The sequence below is a fragment of the Gordonia westfalica genome (genome assembly GCF_900105725.1).
In the GTDB taxonomy this organism is placed as follows: Bacteria; Actinomycetota; Actinomycetes; order Mycobacteriales; family Mycobacteriaceae; genus Gordonia; species Gordonia westfalica.
In genome coordinates this window covers 2,896,937-2,915,396 of record NZ_FNLM01000034.1, presented here as the reverse complement: position 1 = coordinate 2,915,396, position 18,460 = coordinate 2,896,937, and the positions used below count along the sequence as shown (strand labels likewise).

Annotated in this window: 16 protein-coding genes, 1 tRNA gene and 1 pseudogene; 9 read left to right on the top strand and 9 right to left on the bottom strand. The window is 66.0% G+C overall.

Annotation, left to right across the window (positions count from 1 at the left end; genetic code table 11):
* Positions 1-5 precede the first annotated feature (5 nt).
* The 4 genes and pseudogenes from BLU62_RS33920 (at position 6) to BLU62_RS18630 (ending at position 4,756) form a co-directional block, all read left to right on the top strand.
* A complete protein-coding gene (locus BLU62_RS33920) occupies positions 6-647 on the top strand; it encodes a hypothetical protein (protein ID WP_084811835.1) in 642 nt (213 codons plus the stop codon).
* Complete coding sequence (locus BLU62_RS33915; protein WP_084811834.1) at positions 626-1,510, top strand: hypothetical protein; 885 nt, start codon at positions 626-628, stop codon at positions 1,508-1,510. The genes BLU62_RS33920 and BLU62_RS33915 overlap by 22 nt, the downstream gene beginning before the upstream one ends.
* Positions 1,507-3,102: a glycosyltransferase gene (locus tag BLU62_RS18635; RefSeq protein WP_074851245.1), complete on the top strand. Its 1,596-nt coding sequence runs from the start codon at positions 1,507-1,509 to the stop codon at positions 3,100-3,102. Before BLU62_RS33915 ends, BLU62_RS18635 begins: the two co-directional genes overlap by 4 nt.
* A pseudogene (locus BLU62_RS18630) lies at positions 3,099-4,756 on the top strand (ArnT family glycosyltransferase). The gene BLU62_RS18635 and the pseudogene BLU62_RS18630 overlap by 4 nt, the downstream one beginning before the upstream one ends.
* Here BLU62_RS18630 and BLU62_RS18625 read toward each other — a convergent pair.
* Positions 4,753-5,886 carry a beta-mannosidase gene (locus BLU62_RS18625; protein ID WP_074851244.1) on the bottom strand — a complete coding sequence of 378 codons (1,134 nt, stop codon included), beginning with the start codon at positions 5,884-5,886 and terminating at the stop codon, positions 4,753-4,755. The pseudogene BLU62_RS18630 and the gene BLU62_RS18625 overlap by 4 nt on opposite strands.
* A gap of 57 nt (positions 5,887-5,943) precedes the next feature.
* Here BLU62_RS18625 and BLU62_RS18620 point away from each other — a divergent pair, with 57 nt between their 5' ends.
* Positions 5,944-6,480 carry a DUF2599 domain-containing protein gene (locus BLU62_RS18620; protein WP_074853013.1) on the top strand — a complete coding sequence of 179 codons (537 nt, stop codon included), beginning with the start codon at positions 5,944-5,946 and terminating at the stop codon, positions 6,478-6,480.
* A 6-nt stretch (positions 6,481-6,486) separates the two neighbouring features.
* Here the strand turns inward: BLU62_RS18620 and BLU62_RS18615 are convergent, their stop codons facing one another.
* From BLU62_RS18615 to BLU62_RS18605, 3 genes are read right to left on the bottom strand one after another with little or no spacing between them, the layout of a single operon-like run.
* Positions 6,487-7,356: a metal ABC transporter permease gene (locus BLU62_RS18615; protein WP_074851243.1), complete on the bottom strand. Its 870-nt coding sequence runs from the start codon at positions 7,354-7,356 to the stop codon at positions 6,487-6,489.
* Positions 7,353-8,153, bottom strand: a complete 801-nt coding sequence (locus BLU62_RS18610; RefSeq protein WP_074853012.1) for a metal ABC transporter ATP-binding protein — start codon at positions 8,151-8,153, stop codon at positions 7,353-7,355. Before BLU62_RS18610 ends, BLU62_RS18615 begins: the two co-directional genes overlap by 4 nt.
* Positions 8,154-8,158: 5 nt before the next feature.
* Positions 8,159-9,112 carry a metal ABC transporter solute-binding protein, Zn/Mn family gene (locus BLU62_RS18605; protein ID WP_074851242.1) on the bottom strand — a complete coding sequence of 318 codons (954 nt, stop codon included), beginning with the start codon at positions 9,110-9,112 and terminating at the stop codon, positions 8,159-8,161.
* A gap of 148 nt (positions 9,113-9,260) precedes the next feature.
* Between BLU62_RS18605 and mshA the strand changes: the two genes are divergently transcribed.
* Both mshA and BLU62_RS18595 read left to right on the top strand, forming a co-directional pair.
* A complete protein-coding gene (gene mshA / locus BLU62_RS18600) occupies positions 9,261-10,601 on the top strand; it encodes a D-inositol-3-phosphate glycosyltransferase (protein ID WP_074853011.1) in 1,341 nt (446 codons plus the stop codon).
* A gap of 40 nt (positions 10,602-10,641) precedes the next feature.
* Positions 10,642-11,250, top strand: coding sequence for a type III secretion system chaperone family protein (locus BLU62_RS18595; RefSeq protein WP_074851241.1), 609 nt, complete (start codon positions 10,642-10,644; stop codon positions 11,248-11,250).
* A 223-nt stretch (positions 11,251-11,473) separates the two neighbouring features.
* Here BLU62_RS18595 and BLU62_RS18590 read toward each other — a convergent pair whose 3' ends face one another.
* Complete coding sequence (locus tag BLU62_RS18590; RefSeq protein ID WP_074851240.1) at positions 11,474-12,721, bottom strand: HNH endonuclease; 1,248 nt, start codon at positions 12,719-12,721, stop codon at positions 11,474-11,476.
* A 568-nt stretch (positions 12,722-13,289) separates the two neighbouring features.
* On the opposite strand from BLU62_RS18590, the gene BLU62_RS18585 reads away from it, so the two are divergent.
* Together BLU62_RS18585 and BLU62_RS18580 are read left to right on the top strand one after the other, a co-directional pair.
* On the top strand, positions 13,290-14,897 hold the full coding sequence (locus tag BLU62_RS18585) for a 4-coumarate--CoA ligase family protein (protein WP_074851239.1): 1,608 nt from the start codon (positions 13,290-13,292) through the stop codon (positions 14,895-14,897).
* 66 nt (positions 14,898-14,963) lie between these two features.
* Positions 14,964-15,040 (top strand) — tRNA-Met (locus BLU62_RS18580).
* On the opposite strand, the gene BLU62_RS34955 is transcribed toward BLU62_RS18580, so the two are convergent.
* The 4 genes from BLU62_RS34955 to BLU62_RS18550 all read right to left on the bottom strand — a co-directional run bounded on the left by BLU62_RS34955 (position 14,997) and on the right by BLU62_RS18550 (position 18,363).
* Positions 14,997-16,835 carry a recombinase family protein gene (locus tag BLU62_RS34955; RefSeq protein WP_425284606.1) on the bottom strand — a complete coding sequence of 613 codons (1,839 nt, stop codon included), beginning with the start codon at positions 16,833-16,835 and terminating at the stop codon, positions 14,997-14,999. The two genes, BLU62_RS18580 and BLU62_RS34955, sit on opposite strands and share 44 nt — an antisense overlap.
* Positions 16,832-17,482: an ImmA/IrrE family metallo-endopeptidase gene (locus BLU62_RS18560; protein WP_074851238.1), complete on the bottom strand. Its 651-nt coding sequence runs from the start codon at positions 17,480-17,482 to the stop codon at positions 16,832-16,834. Before BLU62_RS18560 ends, BLU62_RS34955 begins: the two co-directional genes overlap by 4 nt.
* A gap of 30 nt (positions 17,483-17,512) precedes the next feature.
* Entirely contained in the window at positions 17,513-17,902 is a 390-nt protein-coding gene (locus BLU62_RS34950; protein WP_074851237.1) for a helix-turn-helix transcriptional regulator, read from the bottom strand.
* A 191-nt stretch (positions 17,903-18,093) separates the two neighbouring features.
* Positions 18,094-18,363 carry a DNA-binding protein gene (locus BLU62_RS18550; RefSeq protein ID WP_074851236.1) on the bottom strand — a complete coding sequence of 90 codons (270 nt, stop codon included), beginning with the start codon at positions 18,361-18,363 and terminating at the stop codon, positions 18,094-18,096.
* Between the last annotated feature and the right edge of the window lie 97 nt (positions 18,364-18,460).

The window sequence follows — 18,460 nt, the reverse complement described above, 5'->3', positions numbered from 1 at the left end:
CGTCGGTGGTCTCCGCGATCACGAAGGCAGCTGCGGCGGCCACCGAGAGACGGCCCGGCGGGTTCATCGCCCTCCGGTGGCTGTTCCTGGTCGCCTGCACCGTCCTCGCGTTCTGGAACACGATCGTGGCGGTCGTCGAGGAGATGCGGGCGCAGACCCTGATCGTGTATGTGCCGGTGCTGATCATCCTCTGCGTCATCGCGGCGGTGGGGGTCTCCTGGCGGCGCGTCGACGAGCCGCCCATCTACGACCGGCAGACCGACGTGATCGTCGGCATGGTCGTGCTGATCCTGGCTCTGGCGATGAAGTCCCTGGTGAACCCTCGCTACACGCGTTCGTACCTGACGACGCACATGGATCTGCTGGCGCTGTGGTTGTTCGTGCTCGGTGCGGCGATCCTGGTGTTCGGTCTGCGCCCGGTCGCCCGATACCGGTGGGTGTGGCTGCTGTTCCTGCTCGTGTTCCCCGTACCGATGCGCGCGGTGCTGCTCTCGATGGGCGGCACATCGCTTGCGGCGGGGTTCATCCTGGTGCTCGTCGCGATGGCGGCCACCGCGATCGCGGTCGGGACGGGGCGTAGCACAAAGCGGTCGCGGCGCTGGTCGCCGGAGCCGTCGGGTTGGTCGTGCTGGGCGCTCTCTACCTGATCGGTGTCCCTCGAAACCTGCTGATCCCGGTCCCGCCCCTGGTCGCCGCGTTGGTGACCCGGTCCCTCATGCTCTACGACCACCGACGGCGCGGCGGACAGGAGTGGTCGCCGCCTGCGCGCGGCCAGATCTCGGCCCCCAAGGTCGCGGCCGTCGGCCGCCCGCTGTTGGTGGTTCTCGTCGCGGCGATCGCGTTGGCCTTCGTGCCGACCCCGGCGGTCGGCAGCACCTGGCAGAGCAACCGGTATCCGCAGCTCCGGATCGGTGAGCCCCTCGTGGTGCCGGACGGCTGGCGGCAGGAGTCGGCGGAGATCTACCGGTGGGGTTCGAAGATGTACGGCTCCGGGGCCGTGCTCGTCCGGCAGGTCCTGGTCCAGGGCGTCGGGAGCCGGGCCTTCGACAAGTTCGGCCGGCCACGCCGGGTGGTCGTCGACAGCGTCGACTCCAGACGTCCACTGGCACTCGAGGTCTACCCCGATCTCTTCCGCTACGACCTGTCCGACGAGCGGGTCAGCGAGCCCGTCGCCGTCGCGCTGCCGCTCGGTGTCGAGGGAAAGATGTGGAACGTCGTCGACGATGACAAGTACCTCACCTACACCGTGGTCTCGTGGTGGTGGAACAACGGAAGCCGAACCCAGCAGGTCATGCTCTGGGCCGTCGACAACCACGAACCCGAGGCCTATTTCCCGCAACCGCGCATCACCATCGCGGCGAACGTCAGCGCGCTGATGACGGTGCTGTTGCGCGGCAACGCTGTCCTCCTCGACAGCAATCCCCAGTACAAGGACCGGGCGCTTCTCGTCGGCCTCGCTCGCGACCTGATCCAGACACAGCTGGACCCGGATGCGGGGGAGAAGCCATGAGCCGCAACCGCATCGATGCACCGGGGATCGCCCGGAGCACACGTCCGACCCGGCCGGTGCGTGAACTGCTCGTCGACGAGGAGTACCGCGCGGAGGCTCTGCAGGACGCGGTGAACCGCCTGCGTGACGCCGACGAGGACATGTCGGCGTCGGTGCCGTTCAACCGAACCCAGAAGATCATCGGGTTCACGATCGTCGGCGTCGTCGCGATCCTGCTGGTGTTCTTCCCGGTCGGCACGTTCGCAACGCTCATCTCCGTCGCCACGATCGGGTACGTCGTCACGATCGCCGACCGGGTGGTGATCTTCCGGCGCGGGCTGGTCAACGGCGCCATCCGGGTCTCCGATGAGCAGGCCCGCTCGATACCCGACTCGGAGTTGCCGTTCTACACCGTCTTCGTCCCCGCCTACGGAGAACCCGAGGTGGTCGGCGACCTCGTGGCCGCGATGGAGACCATCGAGTACCCGCGCGAGAAATTGCAGGTGCTGCTGCTCCTCGAGGAGGACGACGAACCGACGATCGAGGCGGCTCGCGACGTCGAGAAGACCGGGATCGTGACCGTGGTCCTGACCCCGCCGGCCCAGCCGCGGACCAAGCCGAAGGCATGCAACTACGGGATGCACTTCGCGACCGGCGACATCGTCACCATCTTCGACGCGGAGGACAAGCCCGAGCCGCTGCAGCTACGACGTGCCGTGTACGTGCTCAACAACACCGACGACGAGTCGGTCGTCTGTGTCCAGGGCGAGTTGAGCTTCCACAACGTGCGCGAGAACCTTCTCACCGAGTGGTTCACCGCCGACTACGGGATCTGGTTCGGTTTCCTGTTGCCCGGCATGATGGTCAGCCGCGCGCCGATCCCGTTGGGCGGCACGTCGAACCACTTCAAGCGTGATGTCCTCGACAAGATCGGGGCGTGGGATCCCTTCAACGTCACCGAGGACGCCGACCTCGGCGTGCGCATCGCCGATCACGGCTACCGCACCGTCGTGCTGGATTCGGTGACCATGGAAGAGGCCAACGTCGACGCCATCAACTGGGTGCGGCAACGATCCCGTTGGTACAAGGGCTACATGCAGACGTGGCTCGTCCACATGCGGCACCCGGTCAAGCTGTGGGAGATCCTCGGACCGGTCGCCTTCGCACGATTCACGCTGCTCATCGCCGGCACCCCGGTGATCGCCTGCCTGAACATGGTGTTCTGGCTGATCCTGGCGTTGTGGATCGGCGGCCAGCCGCCGATCGTCGCCGAGCTGTTCCCGGGGCCGATCTACTACCTGGCGCTGGCGTCGATGATCCTCGGCAACGGCGCCGCGATCTACATGAACCTGATCGCGATCCGTGAGGACGACCGGAGTGAACTGCTGGTCTCGGCGTTGCTGATCCCGCTGTACTGGCTGATGATGAGCGTCGCCGCCATCAAGGGTATGTGGCAGATCCTGGTCAATCCGTCGTATTGGGAGAAGACCTACCACGGCCTGTCGACGAGCCACGGGGATTCGACGAGCCATGGGGATTCGGCGGGTGACGGGGATTCGGCGGGTGACGGGGACACGGCCGACACCAGAACCGAAGCCGGAGAGGCGACATGAGCCGCCGGCTGCAGGTCGGGGTGCTGATCTTCCTGGCCGCATGGCTGCCGTACCTGATCATCGGGGTGTACCTGGCGACGGAGGTGCAGTGGTTCTTCGGCGACGCCCTGTCGAGGGTGCAGTCGGCGCAGAGTGTGCTGTTCAGTCGGAGCCCGCATCTGTCGGCCATCGGCTTCGTCTTCACCCCGCTCACCGCGATCGTCCAACTGCCCCTCGTCGCGCTGTCGCCGTGGTGGCCGGAGATGACCACGCAGGCCCTCTCGGCGGTCATCATGTCGTCGGCGTTCATGGCCGGCTCGGTGGTCCAGGTGTCGGGTATCGCACGCGATCGCGGGTTGGATCCCTTTGTCGCGGGCCTGTTCACGGTCTGTTACGCGGCCAACCCGATGGTCGTGTTGTACGCCGCCAACGGGATGAGCGAGGCGCCGTACCTGTTCTTCCTGGCCTGGGCGTCGCGGCGACTGATCCGGTGGATCACCACCGACGACGTGCACGAACTCGTGGTCACCGGAATCGCCCTGGCCCTGGCATACCTCACCCGCTACGACGGGGAGCGGCTGCGCTGGCGGCCGGGCTCGTCGTCGGCTGGGTGACCTACCGCCGCCGCGACGCGCGGAAGAGGTTGTCGCGCAGCCTCGTCGACGTCACCCTGGTCGTCGCCCCGAGCGCTCTCGCCTTCGTCGCGTGGGCGATCACCGGATGGCTCATCACCGGCAATGCCTTCGCCCAGTTCACCTCCGAATACGGCAACGCCGCGATCATCGAGCAGTCGGGCGGTAGCGGATCGTCGACGACGAGCGATGCCATCTGGTTCTCGATGACCGAGATGGCGATCCTCGCGCCGCTGCTGCCGATCCTCGTCCTCGGGCTGATCGGCGTGCGTGCACGGCGGCGCCGGCTCTCGCCGCTGCTGCCCGGCCTCATGATCGTGGCGGTGCTGGCCTTTCAGATCTTCGGCTATGCGCGGGGTTCGACCTTCGGCTTCCTGCGGTTCTACATGACGGTGATACTGCTCGCCGCCATCGTGGCGTTGATGTCGGTCCCGTTGCGTCGGCCGATCCCGATGCGTCGCGCGGGCGCCCGCGCGGACCTGGCGCCGGCGCGGCCCTACGCGTCGCGGTGGGGGTACACGATCGCCTGCACAGTCGCCGTGGTGGTGATGGCTGTCGCGATCCCGGTGACCGCGAAGGGGATGACGTCACCGAAGCACGCACCGCAGGAATTCGCGGTGGGGTCGGTGGTCGATCCGCGCCCGCAGTCCGTGGAGAAGAAGTACCTCGACGAACAGCGCGTGGTGCGGTCCTTCTCGACCGAACGTGCGCTGGCGAAGTATCTGGACTCGCTCGCACTGCCGGACGGGGCGGTCCTGTGCGACACCGTCTACGGCTTCGCGGTGGTCGCCCAGTCCGAGCGGCCCCGGCAGTTCGTCATCCCGTCGGACCGGGACTTCGCGCAGCTGCTGAACGATCCCGTCGGCGGCGGGGTGCAGTACTTCCTCACCGTTCCGGCGGAGGGGCGCGGGTCATCGGATGCCATCAACCAGCGCTATCCGACGATGTACGAGAACGGCGCCCAGATCGGTGTACTCGTTCTCGAGGCCCCCAACGACGGTGCCGATCTACCCGACTGGCGCATGTACCGGATCACGGGTTAGGAGACCCTCGCGCGCACCACATCCCACGCCGGGTCGTGGGGGCCGATGTCGTAGGTGCACCCGGAGGTGCGGGGGTCGGGCACGAATGACCAGAGCAGTGCGCCCGCGGCGCCGGCGTCGCGCCGACGGGATATCGCGGCGTCGAACTGCCGTGCGCGGGTGTCCACCGACAGGCATGATCCGGCCTTGATGCCGATCTCGTTGACCACCAACGGTTTGCCGAGCCGTCGGGACTGGTCCGCCCGAGTGCGCAGGTCGCTGCCCTGCGGCCCGGGAGCAGGGTCGGTCGCGGAGCTGTAGTCGTGGAAGTCGAGGACGTCGATCCCGCTGGAGTCGCCGACCTCGAGGTAGCTGTCCCGGGCGATCCCGCACTGGTCGCCGCCGACGAGTCCGGAGAAGATCGGGCGCGAGTGGTCGAAAGATCGCAGATGGGCTCCGGCCCGGTCGAAGAACTTGCGCAACACGGCAGTGGCGTCGGCGGGACACACGCGACGCCTCCAGTCGCAGGTCTTCCCGCAGATGCCGGGCTCGGGTTCGCCGACGAGTTCCCATCCGACGACGGACGGTTCGTCGTGCCAGCGGGACACCGCGGTCTCGATCCAACCGGCATAGGTCAGTTGATCGCCGGAGGTCTGCGAGAGAGCGGTCTTCGAGAGCCACCCGTCCACATAGAAGTCCCGCTCCTTGAACCGGCCGTCCTCGCAGTCCCCCGAGCCGCCCGCCAGCACCGGCAGCACCAGTTGCTCGTGGCGTGCGGCCGCTTCGAAGACCCGGTCCAGCGGTCCGAAGTTCAACAGTCCGGTGTGTTTGTCGAAGGCGAAGGACGAGTAGAGATCGAACCGTGTCAGGGCGCGCGGCGGGAGCGCACCGAAATAGGCGTCCAGATCGACCTCGGCGCCGCAACCGGCGTTCACCGACCAATCGGTGCCCAGCTGGTAGGCGTTGAAACCGACCGGCCACCAGGGTTTCCCGTCGAGCGTCAGGCCCTCCGGAGTGGCCCGTACGCGGGTTTGGGTCGACTGGGCATCGGGTTCGGGACCGCGGCCGCAGGCGCTCACGCCGAGCAGCAGTGCGACGACCACGACGGCGAGACCGAGCGTCCGCGCGAGCGACGACGACCGGATTCTCATCCCAGGCGATCGCCGGTGAATCACAGCTGCAGGTTACCCGTGGCCTACGGTGGCGGGATGAGGACGAGTCCGGTCGGGGGAAGAACGGCGCGAATATTCGCCGCGGCGGGCGCCGGGTGCGTTGTGACCTCGCTGTTCCTGGTGGCCTGCGGCTCGGAACCCCACGGCACCGTTTCGTCCACCGTCGCCGGCCCGTCGACGACCGAGGTGATCGCGGATTCTGCGCCGACGAGCGCGAGCAGGGGTTCCTCGGTCTTGCCGACCACGCCGACGGTGATCTATCGGCCGCCCTTCATCGAACGCGTCGAGTGGACGGAGACGGAGGTGGGGCCAAGCCTCTCGGTCTTCCCGACCACGTCGGGCCGGTACACGCAGGACCCGACCGGCATGGCCGCCGCGTGGGCCGAGGTCGTCGCACTCGACCCGTCCGCCGACACCCCCGGTATGCAGGCACAGTTCGACTGCCACTGGCGATTCGCGCGGATCATCGAGCCCGAGAAGCCGAGCTGGAACCTGGAACCCGGACGGCCCGTCGTCGCCGAGGAGGACATGATCGGCGCCCGCTGCAATCCGGGCTTCGCCGAGGAGTACTAGCGGCCGCTACCGCGTGACGTGCACGCGACGTGAGCCGATGATCCGGCAGACGACGTAGATCACGAACGAGATGATCGTGACGAACACCGAGACCGGGAGCTTCGGCGCGAGCGACATCAGCAACCCGCCGACCGCGGCGATCTCGGCGAACACGACAGACAACACCAGCGCCCGCATCGGGTTGGCGGTCACCCGCGCGGCAGCCGCACCCGGGGTGATCAGCAGGGACATCACCAGCAGGGCGCCGATGATCTGCACTCCCTGAGCACAGGCGAGGCCCATGATGACGGCGAAGACCACCGACAGCGTGCGCACCGGCACGCCGTGCGCCTGCGCCACCCGCGGATCGGTCGACGCGAACAGCAGCGGCCGGTAGATCACCGCCAGGACCGCGACGACGATCGCCGCCGTGATCGCGATCGCGACCAGGCCGTCGAGTCCGACGCTGACGACCTGCCCGGTCAGCAGCGCGAAGCCGGTGCCGATCCGGCCGTAGAGGGCGAGGAACAGGACACCGATCCCCAGGCCGAAGGCCATCACGACACCGATCACCGAATCGCGTTCGCGGGCCTTGTTGCCGAGGATGCCGAAGACCGCCGCGGCGAGGACCGCGCCGATCACGCCGCCGAGATTGACGCTGAACCCCGCGAGCAGGGCGGCGGCCGCGCCCGTCACCGACAGCTCGCTGCAGCCGTGGACCGCGAACGACATCTGGCGCGCGACGATCAGCGGGCCCAACAGGCCGCCGACCAGGCCCAGCAGCACCATCGCCAGCAGCGCCTGCTGCATGAAGTCGTAGCCCAGCAGGTCGATGGTCGTCGAGAAGTCCCAGAGGTCGCTGAACTGACGTTCGGCGGCCAGCGGAGTCACGCTCATGCGGACTGACTCCCCGCCTCTGCGTCGACGCAGTGGTGTGCGTCCTCACCGCCGATCACGATGAGACGGCCGTTGACCCGGAGGACCTCGACGTCGCTGCCATACAGCTCGCTGAGCGTCTCGGTGGTCATCACCTCGTCGGGTGTGCCGATGCGGAATCGCCCGCCGACCAGATAGAGCACGCGGTCGACGTAGGGGAGGATCGGGTTGATCTCGTGGGTGACGAACACGACCGCGGTCCCGGCGCGTCGCCGGCGCTGGTCGATGAGGTCGACGACAACCTGCTGATTGGTGGGATCGAGGCTCGCCAGCGGTTCGTCGCACAGCAGGAGTTCGGGGTCGCTCACGACCGCCTGGGCCACACGCAGCCGCTGCTGTTCGCCGCCGCTGAGGACCCCGAGCGGGGCGTCGGCGTAGGGGAGGGAATCCACTGCGGCGAGCGCCTGGTCGACGAGTTCGCGACGCCGCGACCGGCCGCGCAGGCCGAGTCCCCACCGGCCGCCGTCGACGCCGAACCCGACCAGGTCCCGGCCCCGGAGGGCCATCGGGTCGGCCTCGTCGGCGTGCTGCTGCGGGATGTAGCCGATGGCGTCGGTGGTCTCGACGGTGCCGCGGTCGAGGGGGTACTGACGCAGCAGGACACGGAGGAAGGATGTCTTCCCGGACCCGTTGGGGCCGAGGACGGCGACGAACTCGCCGGGCTCGATCGTCAGGTCGAGGTCGTCCCAGAGTACGCGGTCGCCGAAGCCGAGCCGTGCGCCTGAGAAGGTGACCACGGGGGCGGATCCCGACGCCATCGCGGTCACTTCTTCTCGGAGTCGAGGGCGGCGGCGAGCGCGTCGATCTGTCCGCGCTGCCAGACCAGGTAGTCGGTGACGCCGTTCGGCAGGGTCTCGGTGAACTCGACGACGGGCACCCTCGAGGACTTCGCGACGTCGAGCATCGCCCCGGTCACCGGGTCGATGGCCTGCACGTTGTAGATCAGGACGGCGACGCCGCGGGAGGCGAGGAGATCCTGCATCGCCGCGCGGTCTGCGGCCGACGGTGACTGGCCCTCTTCGACGGCCTGGGTGAACCCGGCGGGAGCGGCGTCGATGAGGCCGGCCTCGGTGAGCAGGTAACCCGCGAGGGGCTCGGTCTGGGCGACCTTCGTGCCGTCGTGCGCCTTCCGGATACCGGCGAGTTCGGATCGCAGGCCGTCGATGCCGGTGGTGAAAGTCGCGGCGTTCGCGCGGTAGGCCTCGGCGTTCTCGGGGTCCTGCTCGGCCAGAGCATCGGCGACCTTGTCGGCGACCTCCGCGACCACGGGCAGGTCGTAGAAGACGTGCTCGTTCTCGGTTCCGTGGTTGTGACCCGCGCCGTCGTGGTCCGCGTGATCGCCGTGGTCGTCCGCGTCGTGGTCATCGCTGCCGGCGAGGGCGAAGGCGTCGACGACGGTGGCGCCCGAGGACTTCGCGGCCTGCTCCATGTAGGCGTCGTAGTGGCCGCCGTTCATCACGAGGATGTCGGCGTCGGCGATGGTCGCGGTGTCGGCGGCGGACGGTTCGAACTCGTGGGGATCGCCGTCGGCGTTGGTGTAGAGGGCGGTGACGGTCGCCTTGTCGCCGGCGACCGCGGCGGCGACCGAGCCCCAGACGTTGGTCGACGTCACCACGGTCGGGGTGCCGTCGCCGTCGCCGGAGTTGCTCGAGCAGCCGGCCAGCACCAGTGCGGCCGCGGACAGGGCTCCGGCCGCGGCAAGAAGCGTTTTCCTCATGACACCCTTTACGCAAATGACAATCGTTACCGAAAACAGTGTAGGGGATCGCCGGGCCGGACGCGAAGCCGCGGGACCCACTCCGGTGAGCGGGGTGGAAGCGGAGGGCGCGCGTCGTCGCCTACGCCATTTCTCTAAGGTGGAGACCATGACCTCCAGCCCGTTGCCGCGGCGTGTTGCGCTGATCTCCGTGCACACCTCGCCGTTGGCGCAGCCGGGCACCGGCGACGCGGGCGGGATGAACGTCTACGTCTGGCAGACGGCGATCCGGCTGGCGCGGCGCGGCATCGAGGTCGAGATCTTCACCCGGGCGACGTCGTCGGCCGACGCACCCTCCGTCGCGGCAGCGCCGGGTGTGACCGTCCGCAACGTGGTCGCCGGGCCGTTCGAGGGTCTGGACAAACGCGACCTCCCCGCCCAGCTGTGCGCTTTCACCGCGGGAGTGTTGCGCGCCGAGGCGGCGCAGGCCCCGGGGCACTATGACGTGATCCACTCGCACTACTGGCTGTCGGGGCAGGTCGGCTGGTTGGCGCGCGACCGGTGGGGCGTGCCACTCGTGCACACCGCCCACACGCTCGCCGCGGTGAAGAACGCGGCACTTGCCGAAGGCGACACCGCCGAACCGCAGTTGCGCGTCATCGGCGAGCAGCAGGTGGTGGGTGAAGCCGACCGCCTCGTCGCGAACACCGGAACCGAAGCGGCAGAACTGCTCTCGATGTACGACGCCGACGCCGACCGCATCGACGTGGTGACCCCGGGCGCCGACCTGGAGTGCTACACGCCCGGGTCGTCGGCCCAGGCACGGTCGATTCTCGGTCTCGATCCTGATGAGACGATCGTGACGTTCGTGGGCCGAATCCAGCCGCTCAAGGCGCCCGACCTCCTGGTCTCGGCGATTGCGCCGCTGATCTCCGACGCCGTCGGGTCCGGACGCAGGCTGCGACTCCTGATCGTCGGCGGGCCGTCGGGCTCGGGGCTGCAACGGCCGACCGCCTTGATGGATCAGGTCGCCGAGCTGGGGATCTCCGATTCCGTGACCTTCCTGCCGCCGCAGCCGTCGGACCGCCTGGTCCAGGTGTACCGTGCGTCGGATGTGGTCGCCGTGCCGAGTCATTCGGAGAGCTTCGGGCTGGTGGCCATCGAGGCGCAGGCGTGCGGGACGCCGGTGATCGCCGCCAACGTAGGCGGCCTCGGTGTGGCCGTCGACGACGGGCGGACGGGTGTGCTGGTCAACGGTCACGCGGTCGGCGACTGGACCAATGCGCTGGAAAAGCTTCTTGCGCAACCCGATCGGTTCGCAGAACTCGGCCGCAACGCACGCCGCCACGCCGAGAAGTTCTCCTGGGAGCACACCGTGGACCAGCTGATCGAGAGTTATGGGCGCGCGATGCAGTCGTTCGCCGCGCAGACGGGCGCGTCCCAGTCTCCGGGCGGTCCCGCACGAGTACGCCGACGCTGGCGTCGGCGGCGTAACCGGGTGACCGTCTGAACGGTCTCGCCGAACCCTGTTCCCCAGCCGAGAGGATGTCGTGAGTCGCACCGAGGTCGTCGACCTGCTCGAGAAGACACTGACCGAGAACGAGATCGCCTACTCGCGGAAGAGCGGCGGCGGCGCCGACGTCGACCACGTCATCCTCGAACTCCCCGGTGAGCAGAAACTCAAGACGACGGTGCTGCTCACCGCCAGCGAGCACGGGGTCAGAGTCGAGGCCTTCGTGTGCCGCCGGCCCGACGAAAACCACAGCGGCGTCTACAAATACCTGCTGAAGCGCAATCGTCGGCTGTACGGCGTCGCGTACACCATCGACAACACCGGCGACATCTACCTGGTCGGCCGGATCTCGGCCGACGCGCTCGGCTCCGACGAACTCGACCGCGTCCTCGGGCAGGTCCTCGAGGCCGCCGACGGAGACTTCAACACCCTGCTCGAACTCGGCTTCCTCGCCTCGATCCAGCGCGAATGGGCTTGGCGCGTCTCGCGTGGCGAATCCCTGCGCAATCTCCTGGCCTTCGAGCACCTCATCGACAAGGAATCCCTCCCCGAGGCGGGTGCGCCGCTCGAAGGGCGTTATGTCCCAGGCGAATCCGTTGTCGAAGGTGCCCAGACCTCAAGCGACGAGGGCCCGTCCGAGGACTGAGGGCAACGTCGGCCGGCGCCGGTCTCGCTCACCCATTCCGTTCCCGCTCACGTTGCAAAGGTGAGCGGGAACGGAATGGGTGCGCGGGGAATCGCTTACACACTGTGGAGTTGTCAAAGAACGGATGCGGTCCCGGCTGATGTCGGCTACCACTGCTGGTTGAGTAGGTGAGGAGCTTGCGACGAGCCGTATCGAAACCCTGCTGCGCGAAAGCTTCTCTCTGTCAGGCGGCGTCGTCGAGTCGCATGGTGCGGCGGTTGTAAGCGGGTAGCGCGCGGCGTCGGGGGTCGACGTCGGCCGGCGGGATCAGCCACGGATGGCGGTCGAAGCCCATCATGATGTCCCACCCGTTGTGGTGGACCTGGGTATGACAGCGTTGGCAGAGCAGGCAACCGTTGTCGAGTTCGGTCTCACCGTCGTCGGTCCAGTGCTCGATATGGTGCACCTGCGTATGTGATGGTGGGGCACCGCATTTGATGCAGTTCTGGTCGCGGATGATGATCGCCTTACGCAGGTGCGGCGGGAACAAGCGTCGTTCACGCCCCATCTGCAGTGGCACGGTTTCGCCGTCGATGATGATCTCGGTCAGGGTTCCGTCGCAGGACAATCGTTTCGCGGTTGCTTGGGTGGTTGGTCCGGTCCAGGGCAGGGATGCGGGGTTGCCGCCGTCGGCGGGGATGGTGAGCAGGGTTTGGGTTCGCGGTGTGCCGATGGTGTCCATCGCCGCACCGACGGCGGCCTGGTCCAGCAGGGTCTCGAGGGCGTCGGCGCGTCGTTGGTCGGCGGAGCGTCGGTCAAGTGTGCCGTCGGGTTCGGGACGCGGCAGGGAGCGTTCGTCGATCATGGCGATGAACTTCTCGCCGACGGTCTGGGTGACGTTGGCGTGGATGTCGACGCGACTGTCATCAGTCAGGTGGTGGGACAGGGTGTCGAGGGATCGGTCGTCGCACGCGGGGATGCCACCCTGATCGTCGGCGATGGTGTTGCCGATCGTCTGCGCATGTTTCTGTATTTCGGTGGGTGTGGCACCGGATAGTGCTTGGGTGAGGAGTTCGGTCTCATAGACGGCTCGCTCGTCGTCGGAAAGCTGTGTGGGTGAGCGCTTCTCGATCACAGTAATGCCACGGACGATGGCGTCGACGATCTCGCCGGAGAGCCGGCCGTCGGCGGCGTAAGCCTCGACCTTGCTCAAGGTGCCCATCGCGTTGGCGATGCGGGTGGTGCGCGTCGACACCGTGGGTGCGAATCCCATCTCGATCAGTAGCTTCTTGGTGGTCGAGCCGGCCTTCTCTGCGACGCGTAGGCCGTCGAGTGCGGCTGTGTGAGAGACGATCTGGTGGTCGACGGTGTTGCGGACCAGACGCAGGAACTCCAACCGTTGGAAGGTCGAACGGCCGGTGGGGTCATCGGAGGGCGGGGTGATCTCGCCGAGTCGGTCGAGGACGGCGTCGAGCGAATGGGTGTCGATCATGACGGCAGCTTTCCCTCATGGGAGTGTCGATGGGGTTGGTGAGGTCCGTCGTTGGCTGCTGCTCTGTCATCAATGTTGGTGCGTTCAGTTCTACCTTGGGGGTCTGACAAGAACTGCGGTCGACTCTGTCGGCGGATGCGGAAACGGTTGAGGTGCATCGCGAACTGGTGATGGGACATCGTGCGAATAGACCTCGGGGAACTCCAACCGTGCGCACATCCTGCGATGGGTGGGGTGATCTCGCCGAGTCGGTCGAGGACCGCGTCGAGCGAAAGGGTGTCGATCATGACGGCAGTAGTCCCCTCTCGTGGGGGCGTGAAAGCGGTTGGATGGACCGTCGTTGACTACTGCTGCGTCATCAGATTTCTGTGTCTTCAGTTGTACCCCGGGGGTCTGACAAGAACTGCGGAGCTCCGACGGGAGGCATCGTTCCCGGCGCGGCCGTCGAAAGTCCCGACGCCGCGACGTGGATTCGGGAAGACTGGGCCGTGAACGAGGTCCAGGTCACACCGTGTCAATGCCTGTTGATACGATGCGCGGGCGAAACCCACCCACCACTGGAGGTGCCATGAGCTTCACGAGTCCTTTCCCCAACGTCGAGATCCCCGATGTGAGTGTGTTCGACTACCTGTTCGGGTCGATCGCCGACGAGGACCGCGAGCGGACCGCCCTGGTGGACCCGAAATCGGGTACGACGACCACGTACGGTCAGCTCCTCGGCCAGATCGAGGCCGCGGCCGGCGCGCTCGCGTCGCGCGGGATCGGGGTCGGGGACGTGGTGGGAATCCTCTCGCCGAACATCCCCGCATTCGCGACCGTGTTCCACGGCATCCTCCGCGCCGGCGCCACGGCGACGACGATCAACGCGCTGTTCACCGCGTCCGAGATCGCCAAGCAGCTGCGGGATTCGGGCGCGAAGATGCTGGTGACGATCTCGCCGATGTTCGAGCAGGCGAAGGCGGCCGCCGACGAAGTGGGTCTGTCGGCGGAGAACCTCATCGTCCTCGACGGCGAGGGGCAGGAGGCCTCCGGACACCCCAACGCGATCGATCTGCTCGGCCCCAACCTTCCGGCCCCGGACGTCTCCTTCGACCCGGCGACCCATGTCGCCGTCCTCCCGTACAGCTCGGGAACGACGGGAAACCCGAAGGGGGTGGCGTTGTCTCACCGCAACCTGGTGGCCAACGTCGCGCAGCTCCGGCCGTTGCAGGGCATGACCGCTGATGACGTGGTCATCGCGGTGCTGCCGTTCTTCCACATCTACGGTATGACGGTGCTGCTCAACGCTGCCCTGTCGGCCCGGGCATCGCTCGTCGTGATGCCCAGGTTCGACCTCGTCGAGTTCCTGGAGAACATCCAGAACCACAAGGTCACGATGGCCTACATCGCCCCGCCGGTCGCGGTGGCGCTCGCGAAGCATCCGATCGTGGACAACTACGACCTGTCCTCGCTGCACACGATGATGTCGGGAGCTGCACCGCTCGATGACGAACTCGGACAGGCGGTGGCCAAGCGTCTGGACCTGCACATGCTGCAGGGCTACGGCATGAGCGAGCTGTCCCCGGTGTCCCACATCATCCCGTTCGACACCCAGGCCACGCTGGGGCGTGAGGACCCGCCGCTGTCGTCGACCGGGTGGCCGGTGCCGAACACGGTGAACAAGGTCGTCGACCCGGCCACCGGCGAGGACATCCCGCTGCCGCAGGAAGGACTCTCGGAGCCGGGTGAGCTGTGGGTGAAGGGGCCGAACGTTATGCTCGGTTACCTCAACAACGAGCAGGCGACGGCGGACACGATCGATGCCGACGGCTTCCTGCACACCGGTGATCTGGCGCAGGTCGACCCGACCGGCTGTGTGTTCATCGTCGATCGGCTCAAGGAGCTGATCAAGTACAAGGGTTATCAGGTGCCGCCGGCGGAGCTGGAGGCGTTGCTGCTGACCAATGACAAGATCGCCGACGCCGCGGTGATCGGTGTGATCGATGCCGAGTCGGGGGAGGAGATCCCCAAGGCGTTTGTCGTGAAGCAGCCGGATGCGGAGATCGGCGAGGCCGAGGTGATCGAGTTCGTGGCGTCGAAGGTGGCCCCGCACAAGAAGGTTCGTGCGGTGGAGTTCATCGAGGCGATCCCGAAGTCGGCGTCGGGCAAGATCCTGCGCAAGGACCTGCGCGCCTAGGTCTGCCCTCGCGCGAGCCCCCGATTTGGTCTGGCTGCGTCCCGCAGATAGTGTTGCTCCTTGCAACGCGGGGTGGAGCAGCTCGGTAGCTCGCTGGGCTCATAACCCAGAGGTCGCAGGTTCAAATCCTGTCCCCGCTACCAAAGAAATAATGTTAGAACCACGGTCCTCAGGGGCCGTGGTTCTTTCTTTTTCCCACGGCATTGCACCTCTGGGGCGTTCGATCGTCAGGACCCCGGGGATTCGGGCGTCTGGGGCGGTTCTACGGGCGCGCGTCGGCAGGTCTCGGAGGGTTGATTCACCACCCCTGTCGCCGATACCAGTGACCTTTGTCGCTTCGATGAGGTCCGTAGTTCTAACGACGGTGTTCTGGTCCCGCTTCCGTTCGGCTGCCAGCGTCGCGGCCAGATCGTCGTTCATGAGCAACTGGTACGCCGGACTCAGGTCGCTAGCGACGATGTCGTCGTCGTGGACATAAAGGTGCGTGAAGATGCTCTGGTTGAGGTCGCGCCGCGATTTCGCGTCAGCTGACAAGTAGTGTTCATGTGCGTTCCCGAGGAGCGCCAGGCAACCTTCGAGCTTCGTGGTGAGGTGTGATTCCTGGAGATCGAACTCGCCGAGCCTCGCCTCCGACTTCGCGCGCTCAGCCGCGATACGCGCTTGCTCGTTCCGGAGTTCGGGCGTGTCTATCGCGTCGGCATAGAACGCTTCGAGCAGCTTGCGGCTCTCCTGTTCGAGTTGCTGGAGTCGTTCGGAGGCTGACTGTCGTGCCTGGGCTGCGTCAGGGAGCAGGATACGCATGTGGTCGAGGACGAGCGCACGGATCGCGGCGGTCTGCGTCTCGTTGAGTGTCACGGTCTGCCAATGAGCGGTCACGAGGTCTTCGAGGTGCGGCGCTTGGATGGCACGGAAGGTGCAGCCGTTCTTGAGTCGCTGACGGCCGAGGCAGTAGAAGTAGTCGTAGACGGTGCCCACCCGATTGCGAGTCTTCTCAAACGTGAGCGGTTCGCCGCATTGTCCGCAGAAGACCGATCCTTTCAGGTAGTGGTTGTGTACACGCGGCTTCTCGCGGCTTTGGTGGCGGGCCTGGCGGACGCGCTGGACCTCGGAGAAAAGTGCCTCGCTCACAAGAGCTGGGTGGCTACCGGGATACTCGACCCCCTCGAACCGGACGGCACCGGTGTAGTAGCGGTTCTGGAGCATCGCGGTGATATGAGAGTGAGCGATCGGTCGGCTGGGGCGGTTCGGTCGGGTCACGGTGGTCACGCCGCGTTTGTCGAACTCGTCTTTGATCATTCCGGCTGTCCATTCACCGGTGGCGTAACGCTCGAACATCCAGGTGACCCACTGGCCACGCTCGGGGTCGATGATGACGGTCTTCACTTCTCTGCCGTCGTCAGTGCGGGTGCGGCTGTTGAGGTAGCCGAACGGTGCCATGCCTGGGGTGCCGCCACCCTTCGCTTTCTGCAGCATGCCCTTGCGCGATTCGGTGGCCAGGTTGCGGCTGTAGAACTCGGCGATCGAGCTCATGATGCCGTGGAGCAGCATGCCACTCGGAGTCTCGTCGATGTTTTCCGAGCAGGAGACGAGCTGGGCACCAACCGACGTGAGCTGCAGATTGATCTCGACGTCGTCGACGCGGTTGCGTGCGAGACGGTCGACCTTGTGCACGATGACGTACTGGATCTTGTGCGCCTTGACGTAGTCGAGCATCTTTTTCAGTTCCGGGCGATTGGCCGAGCGGGCGCTTTCACCGGCATCGACGAACTCGGCGACGGTCACCGCATCCAGTGACTGTGCCTTGCGCAGACAGGCTTCGCGCTGTGCAGGGATCGAGAAGCCCTCGGCCTCACCGCCTCGCTCGGCTTGGTCTTTCGTGCTGACGCGAAGGTAGTGAACCGCCAGCGGCTTGATTCCAAGTGATGGTGCGGCGGTCATGCGTAGCTCCTCTGTCGGTTTGAACGGGGTGCGCGGATGAACTTCTGGCGCTCGTCATGGTTGGTGTAGATAGGCCGGGCGCAGCGGTTCGCGAGGGGCGCATCGTCGGCCTTGTCGAGGCCGGTTTGCGCGAGACGGACGCGGATCGCGGGTTCGCTGACGCCGAAGTGAGATGCCAGGTCGGCGACGCGCTGTATGCCGTTACCCCAGGCGGCTTTAAGCGATCGCTTAGAGACCAGGGCGCAGCCCGCGAAGTAGTCGGCAGCCGCTTCGGCCTGCTCGGCCGCAGTCATCTTGTGGGTAGTGCGGTAGAGCTGGGCTGTACGCCCGTGATCGATGATGTGCTTGAACTCGTGCAGGAGCGTGAAGCGTTGGCGAACGGTGGGTTCATTAGCGGAGAGCACGATCACCCACTGCTGGCCATTCCAGTAGCTCATGCCGGAGACCGGGATGCGCTCGCGGATGACGACGATGCGAGGCAGCCCAGTGATGTGGTGTTCGAGGATGCCGCGTTCGTCAGCGATCAGGTCGGCGAGCTTGGCGGCCTGAATCTCAGCGGTTCGTAGTGCTTCGAGGAAGCTCGCATCGCGTTGAGGAATGACAGCGCGGAGGCTCGTCAGTACTGATGGTTTGTAAGTATGTGTCATGGTGAGCCTCCTTTCATAGTGGGCTGGTAGTTATTCTCTTTCGTCTTCTCCGTCGTATGGTCCACTCGGGTCGTATCCGTGTTTCGCGGCAATTCGCGCGAAGCTGGCTTCCATTTCTTTTGCTGCCGATTCGGGGAGATCTGCGTACCTGCTTCGCAGGTAGGGAGAGAAGCTCGGCAGTGTCCTCGGCTGGACGTAGCCCGCGAGGTTGAACAAGTCGGAGAGTTCAAGACCCAATACGTCTGCCAGTGACTTCAAGGTTTCTGGTCTCGGCTGAGGGATGTCACCGCGCTCGATACGCAGTACGTTGGAGTCCGTCATACCGGAGCGGCGAGCAACTTCCTTGATGGTTAACTCGAGTTCGGTCCTGCGCTCTTTGAGCGCGTTTCCGAGTTTGACTGCGTTAGTAGTGGTTGCCATAGTGGTTATCTCCGATTTCTTCGTTTCTTATATCTATTTTATTCCCAAAATTGCATAAATGCAGTACTGAAATCGTTGTAGAATCGGCGAGGTTTCCCTCACCTCTATAGGATTTGTCGAGGGATATTGGGGAGTCAGGGAGTTGCTGGCTGCAACTCGACCTGACTCCCCGGTTTTGTGGATGGGTTGACTCACTCCTTGGTCTGGCGGCCACGCGGTGTCGTCCGTTTGCTGGTGCCGAACAGGGTGGCGATGGCGTCGCGTTGTTCGGCAGCTTCACGGTCGATCTCGGCGGTCAGTGCCTCGGCTTTGGCCGCGATCTCTGGATCGGATGCCAGCGTGGCGATACGGCTCTCGATGGCGTCACGGATGGTGTCCGTGAGCGATACGCCACTGAGCTTGGCCAGAATCGACAGACGTGCGTGCTGCTCGTCTTCGAGACGAATTGCCAGTGTTTTCATGAGTCTCCTACTCCTTCCTGAAGGTTGTTTCCGGGTGCCCGGTCACCGTCTTCGAGGTGGTGCGGCCGGTGAGCGGAATGCTCACTGAGACGGCCGC

Excerpts from the sequence above, each read along its gene's own strand:
- BLU62_RS18635 (WP_074851245.1), top strand. The coding sequence starts at position 1,507 with ATGAGCCGCAACCGCATCGATGCACCGGGGATCGCCCGGAGCACACGT.
- BLU62_RS18625 (WP_074851244.1), bottom strand. The coding sequence starts at position 5,886 with ATGAGAATCCGGTCGTCGTCGCTCGCGCGGACGCTCGGTCTCGCCGTC.
- BLU62_RS18620 (WP_074853013.1), top strand. The coding sequence starts at position 5,944 with ATGAGGACGAGTCCGGTCGGGGGAAGAACGGCGCGAATATTCGCCGCG.
- BLU62_RS18615 (WP_074851243.1), bottom strand. The coding sequence starts at position 7,356 with ATGAGCGTGACTCCGCTGGCCGCCGAACGTCAGTTCAGCGACCTCTGG.
- BLU62_RS18610 (WP_074853012.1), bottom strand. The coding sequence starts at position 8,153 with ATGGCGTCGGGATCCGCCCCCGTGGTCACCTTCTCAGGCGCACGGCTC.
- BLU62_RS18605 (WP_074851242.1), bottom strand. The coding sequence starts at position 9,112 with ATGAGGAAAACGCTTCTTGCCGCGGCCGGAGCCCTGTCCGCGGCCGCA.
- mshA (WP_074853011.1), top strand. The coding sequence starts at position 9,261 with ATGACCTCCAGCCCGTTGCCGCGGCGTGTTGCGCTGATCTCCGTGCAC.
- BLU62_RS18590 (WP_074851240.1), bottom strand. The coding sequence starts at position 12,721 with ATGATCGACACCCATTCGCTCGACGCCGTCCTCGACCGACTCGGCGAG.
- BLU62_RS18585 (WP_074851239.1), top strand. The coding sequence starts at position 13,290 with ATGAGCTTCACGAGTCCTTTCCCCAACGTCGAGATCCCCGATGTGAGT.
- BLU62_RS34955 (WP_425284606.1), bottom strand. The coding sequence starts at position 16,835 with ATGACCGCCGCACCATCACTTGGAATCAAGCCGCTGGCGGTTCACTAC.
- BLU62_RS18560 (WP_074851238.1), bottom strand. The coding sequence starts at position 17,482 with ATGACACATACTTACAAACCATCAGTACTGACGAGCCTCCGCGCTGTC.
- BLU62_RS34950 (WP_074851237.1), bottom strand. The coding sequence starts at position 17,902 with ATGGCAACCACTACTAACGCAGTCAAACTCGGAAACGCGCTCAAAGAG.
- BLU62_RS18550 (WP_074851236.1), bottom strand. The coding sequence starts at position 18,363 with ATGAAAACACTGGCAATTCGTCTCGAAGACGAGCAGCACGCACGTCTG.